This is a genomic window from Pedobacter arcticus A12, from assembly GCF_000302595.1.
Lineage (GTDB): Bacteria > Bacteroidota > Bacteroidia > Sphingobacteriales > Sphingobacteriaceae > Pseudopedobacter > Pseudopedobacter arcticus.
This window is the reverse complement of record NZ_JH947127.1, coordinates 317,652-330,404: the sequence shown is the minus strand read 5'-3', so window position 1 is coordinate 330,404 and position 12,753 is coordinate 317,652. Positions and strand designations below refer to the sequence as shown.

The following is a 12,753-nucleotide window of genomic DNA, read 5'->3' as shown; positions in this document are numbered from 1 at the left end:
TTTTTAAACTCGCGATCAGTATCAAAGTAAATTACAAAGCCCGAATGATTTGGTTCATTCGGGCTTTTGTTCTTATTTTATATTCTTATTGAAGATCTTAGTCCGTTTTTCTCATCACAAATAAGGCATTTGATACCGCTCGTGGAGAGCCATCTTGCGGACTGTTTTTAACGTTATATTGCCCGTCCGATTCCCTAACTACCAATGTAGTTGATCCACCACCATCTAAATTAAGTGCATCCGTGGCTCCTAAGGCTTTCATAACCTGTGCCAATTGAGACAAGGCGTATCCAGCAGATTGAACAGTTTGATAAGTGTTTTTTTCTGCAACTAATATAATGACTTTTTTGTCGTTCACTAGTCCAATTGAGGTTCTAGACGTAATTCCTCCATCGGTTATGCCGGTAATAATATTGCCATTTTGAACCAGTAAGTATTTGCCACCAATTGTTTCTTGAAGTTTTAATTTTAGTCTATCGTATTCTACCTTCTCACCTATTTTATAAGTTTTATTGTCGAGTTGCGCAAAGTAGTAATACCCGGTGCCAAGAGCGCCTTTTATACTAATCCCATCTTTAATAATAGGTCCGGTTGGTTCTCCAGTTGCAAATGTGAAGTAGTCGCCATTAATTCCCGCAACTACCTGTTTTTCAAAAGAGTTGTTGTTTTTATAAGGAACCATAGCCTTAACAGTTTGTGTTCCAAATGCTAATGCATCATCCTTATTTCCTACTTCGATAGATAGTTTTGGGTCTGTTAAGTCTATTTCTAAGATATACAAGTTAATGTTTTCATCAGCAGGATTTAAGTAGCTGATATAAGCTTCTTTGACTCCAGGATAGTTGTATCGCATAGATTCACTACTTATCGACTTTACTAATGTAGTGCCATTTTTTATTTTCTGAGCTAACGATTCACTGTTATTAGCTGGAGCTACATATATCGGCGGAGCTTTATCCTTGCTTACGCCAGTAACTGTTGCAAAATCAGTAATATCTCCATTTTCAGATTTGGCATAAGCATATGCCCCTTTGACTGGTGTTGTCGCAGTGTGTAGTTTTGGCGAAGTTACGCCAGTATAATGTGTAGAAGCGGTGACATTTCCGTACGCAAAAGCATGTACTGCGTTTGCTGAACCAACTCCCTCGCCAAAACCATCGTCCCATCTTAATAGCACAAGCTCTGTTGCGTCACTAAGCATAAAAGTTCTGTCGATATAGCCCGGAGGATCTGCAGTAGTAGGTCCAGCTAAAGTTCTCAAATAAGTAGTATTTCTAATGTTTAAATCAATTTTAAAATCAGATGCATCCGTATCCTCGGTATAAGCAGGGTCTGGTGATGGGTTGTCGCCGTAATTAATGCCAGGTTGTCTAAGTGTAATTGTAGTTCCTGATCTTAGATCCTTCCATAATGCAACATCCTTGAATCGGAATTTGCCTCCAGAGTCTCCTGTTAGGCCACTTACCACTGCGCTAGAGTAATCTTTTATAATCCAGTTCCTTATATCCACGTGGTCCTCTATAACCAACAGTTCGATGACATCGTACTTTCCTCTTGGACCACTTCCTTCTCCTTCCGTTCCTTTAAATACCCTATTAATAACCACGCTTTGAGCCTGGACGGTGAGCACTGAGATTAAACCTATAATCGTAGGTATAAATAACTTTTTTATATTCATGTTAGGATATATTGGTAAATGAATCAATTTTATTAAAAGAGTTGTTCATGTATTGTACAAGTAGAATAAGCTATGCTATTAGGTGTGTCCAGCTTATTTAATAATTTTTTTAGTGATTACCTCATCTTTTAAGCTAAAGGAGATAGTGTACACTCCTTTGTTAAAGAAAATATCATTAAATTGATAGTGGCTATCTTCTGCAATGTTTATGTTTTTTGATGCCAACACTTGGCCATTCATATTAGAAACGGTTACCTTAACAGGGTTTGCCTGTTTGGGTGCATTGATAACCATATTTAATAAGCCTTGTTCAGAGAAATAGGTGTAAACATTTTGTTCTTTAAGATTGTAACTTGTAGTTATAATCTGTGATAAGATTTTTGTTCCGTCAGCATCAACCTGCTCCAACTGATAATAATTATAACCAGTCAATGGTGAGCGATCAATGTATTGATAATGAACTATCGAAGAAGATTCTCCGCTAGCTTGGATCCGAGCGATATCTGTAAAAATTTTATCATCTCCCGATCTTTTTAAAACAAAGTGAGAACTGTTCTTTTCGCTTGCTGTTTTCCATTCTAGCTTAATCGCATAATTTGAAGCTTTAAGATCAAAATTTATCAATGAAACTGGTAAAACTGCGTTTCTCAATTGCTGTATATAAGTAGCATTGTCTCCTGCATGTCCCTTGCCAAAGTTTCGATTTATTTCATTAGGTATAACTGAAGTTACTCCAACTTTATCTCCAACGCCTGCAGTTAAAAGTGATACGGACAATAAAAATGTTAAGACACTCATAAAAAATATTTTTTATTAAAAATTTGATTTGTTATACAGCGTTTTAAATAATTAATTACATATGAACTAAACCTGATTTTTTTTCATTATTAGGTTTTTAGCCTTTATAAACTCGGGATAATTTTATCAGAGAAATCTCCCCTTATGGATATTTCTAAAACATTTATTAATCCCCGTCACGGTATAATTATTTCAAAAAACTATTTAGTGTTCAATTGGTTATTTAATTCTGATTCTTAATAGCTTAGGGTCTTATTTTTTCTTAAAATGTTAACTAAAGGTCAAAAGGAATTCCGCTATTTAATACTAAAACAAATAACTTAGCCATAAGGGTTAGTGAGAAAATGATATTTTTTTATGGATTATAAAACCTTACAATTATTCTTGTAATTCGACCAAATTTGATGGTAGAATTATTAGTTTTAGCACATGAGTATTAAGAATTTCTTAAAAAAACAGCCCGACGAAGGGATAGTTTATGAAGATTAAATCCATGGTTTTTGTATTGATGCTCCGCATCTTTACGTCCTGCAAAAGGGGTACGGTGTAACCTTTCCTATTCCAGATGTGTTCCTGTTTATTAAATGTTCTTATTTCCAAATCTGTTCATAACTACCTTTAATAAATTGACTCAATAATTTCATCAATTTATTTGTCATCAGCTAATTTCAATATTCTATAGTAGCAGTAATTACTTAATTATTTGTTTTTGAAGCGTCAAATGCTTTTCAATTACCCAAATATTTGTGGTTATTTGCACTTCAAATTTTTTAAACATAAAATGAACTATAAAGAGCTGGTTTTTACAATAAATTCCTCGGAAGATTACCATTCAGATGTTTTGATTTCAATGTTGGGGGCAATCAATTATGATACTTTCGAAGAGACTGAAGATGGCTTTAAAGCTTATATAGCGGAGGTCGAGTTTGATGAAGGTCTTTTGAAAAATACTTTAGAAGCCTATAAAGACGATTGTGATTTTACGTATTCAGTTAATCATGTAGAGCAGCAAAATTGGAACAAGGTGTGGGAGAGCAATTTTGAACCGATTGAAATTAAGGACCAAGTTTATGTTAGAGCTACTTTTCATCAGCCAAAGCCAGCTTTTAAATACGAGATAGTGATTGATCCTAAAATGTCATTCGGTACCGGTCATCACCAAACTACGGCTATGATTATGGAGTATCTATTGGAAACGGATGTGATTGATAAAACTGTTCTAGATATGGGGTGTGGAACGGCTATTTTGGCTGTTTTGGCAAGCAAAATGGGTGCGAAAACTGTAATGGCTATCGATTATGATCCGGTTTGTTATGATAGTACTTTAGAAAATGCCTCACTAAACGGTATAGCTAATTTAAGTGCATTATGTGGTTCAAAAGAGGTGATTCCGGACGGACAGTACGAAATAATTTTGGCAAATATCAACCGCAATATATTGCTTGACCAGATCGAAAGGTATGCACAAGCTTTAGTTAGCGGCGGATCTATATTTTTTAGTGGTTTTTATGAAGAGCCAGACCTACAGATGATTGCCGACGAAGCAGGCAAATATGGTATCGAATACGTAAGTCACAAGAAAAAAGATTTGTGGGTTGCGGCAAAGTTTATTAAAAATTAAGAAATGAGAGTTCACTTTATTGCAGTGGGGGGTGCAGCTATGCACAATCTGGCTATAGCTTTACACCTAAAAGGATTTAATGTCACTGGGTCTGACGATGCTTTTTACGAGCCCTCAAAAAGTAGGTTAAAGGCGCATGGTTTATTGCCCGCAACTGACGGATGGAACGTTGAGCTAATTACCGAAGAGCTTGATGCGGTGATTTTGGGGATGCATGCCCGAATTGATAATCCGGAGCTATTAAAAGCGCAGGAATTAGGTTTGTCCATTTACTCTTACCCAGAGTATATTTATCAGCAATCTATTGATAAAAAAAGGATTGTAGTTGGAGGGAGTCATGGTAAAACCACCATAACTTCTATGATTTTACATGTATTAAACTACTATAATCAATCTTTTGATTACTTGGTAGGAGCACAGATAGCAGGTTTTGATAACATGGTGAAATTATCTGATGCACCGTTGATTGTTATAGAAGGAGATGAGTATTTGGCTTCGCCAATAGATAGGCGGCCTAAATTTCACCTTTATAAAGCTCATGTGGGCATTATAAGCGGGGTAGCTTGGGATCATATCAACGTTTTTCCAACCTTTGAAAGCTATAAAGAACAGTTTAGTGTTTTTATAGATACCATAGCAGATAACGGGACGCTCATCTACTGTGAAGAAGATGAGGTTTTAAAAACTTTGGTAGAGAACCATCAGTTTAAGCAGAAAATTAAAATTATTCCTTATAAAACGCCACTTTTTAAAATTGAAGAGGGGAAAACTTTTTTAACTCTAAAAGGAGCTGATGTTGAGCTGAATGTATTCGGTCGACATAATTTGATGAATTTAACCGCGGCGAAATTGGCCTGTATAGAAGGGGGAGTTTCTGAAGATGATTTTTATAAAGCGATAGCTTCTTTTAAAGGGGCGGCTAAAAGATTAGAACGTTTGGGTGAGACCGAGCATAGCATTGTTTTTAAAGATTTCGCACACTCTCCGTCTAAATTAAAAGCCACTGTTGATGCCGTTAAAGAACAGTTTCCAGACAGGTCGCTTATTGCGTGTATAGAATTGCACACATTTAGTAGTTTGAACGAAGGTTTTTTAAATGAATATAAGGATACGATTAATGGCGCAGATTTTGCTATTGTGTACATAGATAAGAACACGTTTGTTCAAAAGAATATGAAGCCTTTTAGTGGCGAAGATGTGATAAAAGCCTTTGGAGGTAAAAAATTATACTTTTATGACAATCCAGAGGATTTGAAAAAAAGCATTGAAACGCTTAGAACGGCAGATTGTAACTTGTTAATGATGAGTTCTGGGACGTTTGGAGGTATCGATTTAGTTACGTTGGCGAATTCCTTTCTTTTTAGATAATTAAAAGTTTAGTTTTGTTCGTTCTCAATTAACGTTCACATTATTTGGGTATAAATTTAGGTTAAAAAACATGAAATTATTAGGAAAAAAAATCAGATTACTTAGACACCAAAAGGGCTGGAGCCAAGAAGATGTTGCTAAACAACTTGATATTTCTATACCAGCCTTTTCTAAGATTGAAACAGGTATTACAGATGTTAATCTGTCTAGGTTAGAGCAAGTGTCGGCACTTTTTGATATGTCTGTAGTGCAATTGTTAACATATAACGATCCCGAGCAAGAAGTTAAAAATGCTTCGGATTTAGAAGTGGCTACAAATAAATTGCGTGAAAGAGAGAGTGAAGTGATAGATTTACAAAAGAAAGTAATTGAGCTTTACGAGGAAATTCGTAATTCAAAGAGTTTTGCATAGTTCTATTAGATCTTAGTTCAATTTGACTTTGGATATTGATTTTATCTAAAGTCAATAAATAACTAATTAAAAGTTTTAAGTAAGCCATCTCGCTTTATGAGGTGGCTTATTTTATTTAATGCAATTTTTAACTTTTACATCCTTTTGTAAATTAATTTCTTTACTAAGTAATCGGTTAAAAAATGCTTGGCTTCGGTCCTGAGTGATTTTCTAATAAAGCTATGCTTACCGTAGTTGATTTTTTTGAAGTTGAGCAGTTAATAATGCGTAAGAACTAAAATCTTAAAACCACATCATTTTTTTTAATGTATCCTTGGTGGTTAACCCAAATTATTTGATTATTAAAATACTTTGCTGGAACAATGATATAGGAAACAACCAAAGTTCTTAATAAAAGAACAACCTATTAATTCTAACTTCTACTCTATAATAAGCCGATTCTTAACCCTAAGCTTAGCTTTTCTGATTTTAATTTTTTATCAAACAGATACCATCCACCTAGCTTTATTGATTTTTACAATATTAATGGGAGAATTTACCCCTTTGTGGGTCTTTAAGTATTCGATAATAATTTTGTTAAATTAAATAACAGTCACTAACCCTTATGTGCAATAGAACTGTTATATAGTGAGAAGTTAATATCGGCTCATAATATCGATTTAATTTTGGGTAACCTGAAAATTCTGATATTATTCAGTTTTTTTAGTAAAAACCAGTAACCAATTAGTTAATTCATGCTTTTAGAGTCAATTTCCAGTTCTTTTAAAGAAAAATCGGAAATAAAGAAATAATCTTATGAAGATTAGAACCATAATTATAATACTAACACTTGGCATTTTTGCTGGATGCAAAAACGTAAATCAAAAGATAGAATATCCTGTAGTTGCAAATATTAAACTAACCAAAACGTTGCTTGCAGTAACTGTGGTTGCTGATAGTTTACGCGTTCCTTGGGATATTCAGTTTTTAGATGATCACCAAATTATATACACCGAAATTGCCGGGCAAATCAGTAAGCTCAACCTTCAAACAGGAGAAAGAAAACTGTTGTACAACGTTCCGGATGTTTATCAGAAGAGAACCTTGGGCTTACTAGGGATGTGTCTGTCTCCCAATATGAAGGAAAATCCCTATGTTTTTATAAGCTATACCACTAAAACAAGCGAAGATGTTTTTTCAAAATTGGTAAGGCTAACCTTAGAGAATGATACGCTGGTTAACCCCGAAGTTTTACACACGATTCCCGGTAGCACCGGACACAATGGTGCCAGGCTCACTTTTGCAAAAGATGGAAAACTGCTTTGGGCAACTGGTGACGCACATAGTAAAACCTTTGCACAAGATAGCACATCGTTAAACGGAAAAATTTTGAGGATGAATATTGATGGCTCGGTCCCAGCTGATAATCCCATTCCCGGTAGTTTGGTTTACGCTTGGGGTTTTAGGAATATGCAGGGTTTAACTGTATCTGATAAAGGGGTTATCTATACCTCAGAACATGGCGACGCGATTGAAGACGAAGTTAATTTAATTAAACCACAACAAAATTATGGCTGGCCACAAATAGAGGGTATGCATGATTTGCCTGAAGAAATTGCAATCGCAAAAAAACATCAGCGTACAGAACCTATTAGATCTTGGACACCAGTTATTGCTCCATCTGGTCTAAAGTATTATAATTCAGCAACCATCCCGGAATGGAAGAACTCTTTATTGCTTGTTACGCTAAAAAGTCAAAGCTTAAGACAGTTAAAACTAAGTGATGACGGACAAACTATTACAGATGAGCTGGTTTTTTTGGAAAAACAGTTCGGAAGAATAAGAGCTGTTACAGTTTCGCCATCTGGTGATGTTTATTTGGCGACCAGTAATCAGGATTGGAATCCGCAACCGGGGTTTCCAAAACCGAATGACGATCGTATCTTAAAATTAAGTCCGGTTAAAAAAGCGGTACACAAGCCTTTTATAGGCGTAAAGCCTACCACAGAAAAAGGAAATGTTGTGGATGGATTAACGCTATACAATTCCTATTGTGAGTCTTGCCATAAACCAGATGGTAAAGGAGTGGCGAATGTTTTCCCACCTTTAGCAGGAGCAGAACAAGTTATTGGCGAGCCGAAAAAACTTATTGATATCGTTTTGGGCGGATTGTCGGGAGAGATTACGGTAAAAGGTAATAAATATGACCAGCAAATGCCTACTTTTAATTTTTTGAAAGATGAAGAATTGGCAAAAATATTAACTTATGTAAGGAGTAATTTTGGCAATAGAAGTTCCGAGATAAGTGCAACTGAAATTAGTAAACAAAGAAAATAGATGTTAAAAAACAAAGAATTACCTCAAAAGCAGAATGCGTTCAAGCGCTGGTTGTTTTCATTAGGTCCTGGAATTATTACAGCTGCCTTGGTTTTTGGACCCAGTAAAATGACCATAACTTCTAAAATGGGCGCCGATTTTGGTTATTCCCTATTATGGGTAGTGGTGATAGCAATTTTTTTTATGATTATTTTCACAAGAATGAGTACACGAATTGGTTCTGTAAGCTCTGTTTCGTTATTGAGTTTAATCAGACAGAAATTCGGGAATAAGGTAGCGATAGCAATTGGTGTGGGAATCTTTTTAGTGACTGCTTCTTTTCAAGCAGGTAACTCTATCGGGGTAGGTATAGCAATCGCCGAAGCATCAGATACAAATCCTTTAATATGGGTTCTTGTTTTTAATGCCTTAGGGGTAATGTTGCTCTTCTTTCGCTCGTTCTATAAATTAATGGAAAAGTTGATGATTACTTTGGTTGCACTGATGCTCTTCGCCTTTTTAACGACTTTATTCATGGTAAATCCCGATGTTACAGAAACAGCGAGGGGATTTATTCCATCTATTCCACTTAATTCTATGGGTTTAGTTATCGCGTTTACCGCTTCCTGTTTTTCATTGGTAGGTGCTTTTTATCAATCGTACCTGGTACAAGAAAGAAAAAGATCTAGAGCGGCAGATGCACCTTTAGAGAATGCACAGTCAAGTAGTACTACAGGCATTATTATTTTGGGTATTATGGGGTCTGTAGTTTTAATATGTGCGGCGGCTGTTCTAAATCCCCAAGGAATAAAAGTAACCAGTGCAGCAGAAATGGCAAAGGCACTTGAACCACTTTTTGGTAGCTATGCAGCGATGCTGTTTTTTGTTGGTCTGTTTGGTGCTTCGTTTTCTTCTTTAGTCGGTAACGCAACCGTTGGAGGTACATTATTAGGCGACGCCTTAGGTTATGGAAGCAATTTGAATACTAAAATTGTTAAGGTTTTTATTGCGTTGGTAATGATTGTTGGTGCAGGTGTAGCCTTGAAATTCGGTAAGCTACCACTCGAGTTGATTGTACTGGCACAAAGCGTTACCATTTTTTTGGTTCCGTTTATCGGGATGGCGCTATACCTTATTGCAAACGATAAGGCTATCATGGGTGATAAAGTAAATAAAACAACTACAAAGATATTTGGAGCTTTAGGTTTATTGCTAATTATTGGGTTAGCAATTAGCAACGTTATAAATATGATTAATTAGCAAAGGGTAAGAAACAAAAGTTAAAATGAAGGATTTAGAATTACTAGAAAAGCAGTTGACAGCACCGTCGGATGCATTGATTGCTGACATTGCAAAAATTGAAGGTGACATTATTTTACTGGGAATTGGCGGTAAAATGGGTCCAGGGATTGGGAAACTTGCAGTTGAGGCTGTAAAAGCCGCTGGTTTAAGTAAAAGGATTATTGGTGTTTCACGTTTCTCTGATGAAAAATCTAGATTAGAAATGGAAGCAGCCGGTATAGAAACCATCGCTTGCGATTTATTGGATGATGCGCAATTACAAGCACTTCCTGATGCGAAAAATGTGATTTTTTTAGCAGGAAATAAGTTTGGAACTACCGGAAAAGAAGGTTTTACTTGGGCCATGAATGCTTATTTACCGGGCAGAGTAGCAGAAAAATACAAGAATGCTAATATTGTTGCTTTTTCATCTGGTAACGTATTGCCCTTTGTTAAAGTTACGTCTGGCGGAGTTTCAGAAGAAACTTCACCAGAACCAATAGGAGAGTACGCTCAATCTTGTTTAGGCAGAGAAAGAGTGTTTGAGTATTTCGCACAAAAAAACAATACCCCAACCTTAATTTATCGACTTAACTACGCTGTAGACTTTAGATACGGGGTGGTAATGGAAATCGCAAAATCAGTATTAGAAGGTAAAGAAATAGATTTACGTACAGAAAATGTAAACGTAATTTGGCAAGGTGATGCAAACGAAATTGCCATAAGGTCTTTGTTGCATTGCGAAGCTCCAGCAAAAATGTTGAATGTTACCGGGCCCGAAACTTTGTCAATTAAATGGATAGCGCAACAGTTTGGTAAAACATTTGGTATCGAACCTAAATTTATTCATGAAGCAGCAGGTTCTGCTTTATTGAACAACGCTTCAGAATGCCATCGTTTATTTGGTTATCCACGTGTAACCATCAGAGAAGTGATTGATATCACAGCAACCTGGTTACAGCAAGGTGGCGAACAGTTAGGAAAGGCTACACATTTTCAAGAAAGAGGAGGGAAGTTTTAATGAATCAGTTATCAGAAGAATTAAGAAAACATTTGCATGCAGGTACTGTTATTCCTGCACATCCATTGGCACTAAATGCTGAGAGGCAACTTGATGAAAGAATGCAAAGGCAGTTGAGCCGTTACTATATGGCTAGCGGGGCAGGTGGAATTGCGGTTGGTGTACATTCAACCCAGTTCGAAATTCGCGATCCCGAGGTGAATCTTTACGAAAAAGTATTAGCATTGGCTGCTGAAGAAATATCAAATGCAGATTTAGACAGACCATTTCTTAAAGTAGCAGGAATATGCGGACCAACAGCGCAAGCCGTAAACGAATCTAAAATAGCTCTAAAACACGGCTACGATATAGGTTTGTTGAGTATGGGCGGTTTACAAGACTGGTCAGAAGCACAAATATTAGGCAGGGTAAAAGCTGTTGCTGCTGTGATTCCGGTATTCGGTTTTTACCTACAACCTTCCGTTGGTGGACGTATTTTTAGTTACGACTTTTGGTTAGCTTTTGCCGAAATAGAAAACGTGGAAGCTATTAAATGCGCATCGTTTAATCGATACCAAACTTTGGATGTAATGCGAGCGGTTGCACACTCAAAGCGTTGCAATCAAATAGCCATGTATACCGGAAACGATGATAATATAGTTGCAGATTTATTAACCACTTATCGTTTTGATATTAACGGAAAAACAGTAGAAAAGCCTTTTATCGGTGGTCTTTTAGGGCATTGGGCAGTTTGGACTACCAAAGCCGTTGAGTTATTGAATGATATAAAAGCTTACAGGTTAAACCCAACTGCAACGCAAGCAAATGAGTTATTGACTAAAGGTGTAGAAGTTACCGATACCAATGCAGCAATGTTTGATCCTTCACATGGTTTTCATGGTTGTATCCCCGGGATTCACGAAGTATTGCGACGCCAAGGTTTGTTAGAAGGCAGGTGGTGTTTAAACCCTAAAGAAGAACTCTCTAACGGACAAATGGAAGAGATTGAAAGAGTTTACAAAGCATATCCTCATTTAAATGATGATGAATTTGTTAAAACATTTTTAAAGAATCAGGGAGCGTAAAAGATTTGGGCGAAGAAAGCAATGTTTACCTTTGCTTTCTTCGTTTGAAAACTTAAAAAAATGTCGCTGTTTTACTAAATTATGAAAGTGTTTGTTAAGACTGTTGATGGCTAAATTAGCTATACCTAGCCTAAACCTTCATGTTAGATCTAATACTATTTAAATGCGTTTTAAAAAATACATCAGCCGAAGAAATTTTTTAAAGAATACAACATTAACAGGTTTGGGTATAGGACTGATGCCTTCCTTTTTATATGCCGACCAAATGCCCGCAATAAAAGGTAAGCGGATTGGAATAATTGGCTTAGATACTTCGCATAGCTTAGCGTTTACAAAAGCCATCAATACTAACCCTAGCGATTTTGATAATTATCAGGTGGTTGCGGCTTATCCCTTCGGTAGTCAAACCATAAAAAGTGCATCTGAGCGAATACCAAAGTACACCGAAGACGTTCAGAAGTATGCTGTTAAAATTGTTGCATCAATTACCGAGTTGTTGCGTCAAGTAGATGTAGTGCTGTTAGAAACAAATGACGGTAGAATGCATTTGTCTCAAGCATTACAAGTCATTAATGCCGGTAAACCACTGTTTATAGATAAGCCAATAGCTGCATCACTGTTAGATGCTGCCAAGATATTTTCGACGGCTAAACAAAAAAACGTTCCGGTTTTTTCATCATCATCGCTTCGTTATATGCCAGGAGTGCAGCGTGTGCTTTCTGGAGCCTTCGGCGAGGTAAAAGGGGTAAGCACATACAGTCCGGCAACCCTTGAAGTAACTCATCCAGACTTATACTGGTATGGGATTCACGGCGTGGAGATGCTTTTTTCTGTAATGGGTCCAAATTGTAAATCAGTTTCGCAAGTTTCAACAGAATTTACAGATGTGGTTACGGGAATTTGGGATGATGGAAGAATAGGCACTTTTACTGGTTTAAGAACTGGTAAAGCAGATTTTGGCGGAACCTGTTTTTGTGAAAAAGAGCTTGTTCAACTAGGTCCTTTCACTGGGTATAATCCACTTCTAAAAGAAGTTATTAAATTCTTTAGTACAGGGATAGCACCTGTTTCTGCATTAGAAACGATGCAGATTTTGGCTTTTATGGATGCTGCCGAAGAAAGTAAGCAACAACAAGCACAACTAATAAGTCTCCAATCCATTTACAAAAAAAACGGATTAGATATTGATAAGTTATAGAATCTAAGCATCGGATT

Annotated in this window: 10 protein-coding genes; 8 read left to right on the top strand and 2 right to left on the bottom strand. The window is 36.5% G+C overall.

Annotated elements, in window-relative coordinates; genetic code table 11:
• Positions 1–97 precede the first annotated feature (97 nt).
• The gene (locus B176_RS0113000) at positions 98–1,678 is read right to left on the bottom strand and encodes a phosphodiester glycosidase family protein (protein WP_017259256.1); all 1,581 of its coding nucleotides are present in this window, start codon (positions 1,676–1,678) and stop codon (positions 98–100) included.
• A gap of 93 nt (positions 1,679–1,771) precedes the next feature.
• Positions 1,772–2,476 (bottom strand): T9SS type A sorting domain-containing protein, encoded by a 705-nt coding sequence (locus B176_RS0112995; RefSeq protein WP_017259255.1) that lies wholly within the window; start codon positions 2,474–2,476, stop codon positions 1,772–1,774.
• Positions 2,477–3,257: 781 nt separating this feature from the next.
• On the opposite strand from B176_RS0112995, the gene prmA reads away from it, so the two are divergent.
• The 8 genes from prmA to B176_RS0112955 all read left to right on the top strand — a co-directional run bounded on the left by prmA (position 3,258) and on the right by B176_RS0112955 (position 12,736).
• Positions 3,258–4,097, top strand: a complete 840-nt coding sequence (gene prmA / locus B176_RS0112990) for a 50S ribosomal protein L11 methyltransferase (RefSeq protein WP_026063324.1) — start codon at positions 3,258–3,260, stop codon at positions 4,095–4,097.
• 3 nt (positions 4,098–4,100) lie between these two features.
• The gene (locus B176_RS0112985) at positions 4,101–5,465 is read left to right on the top strand and encodes a UDP-N-acetylmuramate--L-alanine ligase (protein ID WP_017259253.1); all 1,365 of its coding nucleotides are present in this window, start codon (positions 4,101–4,103) and stop codon (positions 5,463–5,465) included.
• Positions 5,466–5,535: 70 nt separating this feature from the next.
• Positions 5,536–5,877, top strand: coding sequence for a helix-turn-helix domain-containing protein (locus B176_RS0112980; RefSeq protein WP_017259252.1), 342 nt, complete (start codon positions 5,536–5,538; stop codon positions 5,875–5,877).
• Positions 5,878–6,672: 795 nt separating this feature from the next.
• Positions 6,673–8,193, top strand: coding sequence for a PQQ-dependent sugar dehydrogenase (locus tag B176_RS0112975; RefSeq protein WP_017259251.1), 1,521 nt, complete (start codon positions 6,673–6,675; stop codon positions 8,191–8,193).
• Positions 8,194–9,432: an NRAMP family divalent metal transporter gene (locus B176_RS0112970; RefSeq protein ID WP_017259250.1), complete on the top strand. Its 1,239-nt coding sequence runs from the start codon at positions 8,194–8,196 to the stop codon at positions 9,430–9,432.
• A 25-nt stretch (positions 9,433–9,457) separates the two neighbouring features.
• Positions 9,458–10,474 carry an NAD-dependent epimerase/dehydratase family protein gene (locus B176_RS0112965; protein ID WP_017259249.1) on the top strand — a complete coding sequence of 339 codons (1,017 nt, stop codon included), beginning with the start codon at positions 9,458–9,460 and terminating at the stop codon, positions 10,472–10,474.
• Positions 10,474–11,538 (top strand): dihydrodipicolinate synthase family protein, encoded by a 1,065-nt coding sequence (locus B176_RS0112960; protein ID WP_017259248.1) that lies wholly within the window; start codon positions 10,474–10,476, stop codon positions 11,536–11,538. The genes B176_RS0112965 and B176_RS0112960 overlap by 1 nt, the downstream gene beginning before the upstream one ends.
• 163 nt (positions 11,539–11,701) lie before the next feature.
• Positions 11,702–12,736: a Gfo/Idh/MocA family protein gene (locus B176_RS0112955; RefSeq protein WP_017259247.1), complete on the top strand. Its 1,035-nt coding sequence runs from the start codon at positions 11,702–11,704 to the stop codon at positions 12,734–12,736.
• Positions 12,737–12,753 lie beyond the last annotated feature (17 nt).

Coding starts and splice junctions, on each gene's coding strand:
- B176_RS0113000 (WP_017259256.1), bottom strand. CDS start 1,678: ATGAATATAAAAAAGTTATTTATACCTACGATTATAGGTTTAATCTCA.
- B176_RS0112995 (WP_017259255.1), bottom strand. CDS start 2,476: ATGAGTGTCTTAACATTTTTATTGTCCGTATCACTTTTAACTGCAGGC.
- prmA (WP_026063324.1), top strand. CDS start 3,258: ATGAACTATAAAGAGCTGGTTTTTACAATAAATTCCTCGGAAGATTAC.
- B176_RS0112985 (WP_017259253.1), top strand. CDS start 4,101: ATGAGAGTTCACTTTATTGCAGTGGGGGGTGCAGCTATGCACAATCTG.
- B176_RS0112980 (WP_017259252.1), top strand. CDS start 5,536: ATGAAATTATTAGGAAAAAAAATCAGATTACTTAGACACCAAAAGGGC.
- B176_RS0112975 (WP_017259251.1), top strand. CDS start 6,673: ATGAAGATTAGAACCATAATTATAATACTAACACTTGGCATTTTTGCT.
- B176_RS0112970 (WP_017259250.1), top strand. CDS start 8,194: ATGTTAAAAAACAAAGAATTACCTCAAAAGCAGAATGCGTTCAAGCGC.
- B176_RS0112965 (WP_017259249.1), top strand. CDS start 9,458: ATGAAGGATTTAGAATTACTAGAAAAGCAGTTGACAGCACCGTCGGAT.
- B176_RS0112960 (WP_017259248.1), top strand. CDS start 10,474: ATGAATCAGTTATCAGAAGAATTAAGAAAACATTTGCATGCAGGTACT.
- B176_RS0112955 (WP_017259247.1), top strand. CDS start 11,702: ATGCGTTTTAAAAAATACATCAGCCGAAGAAATTTTTTAAAGAATACA.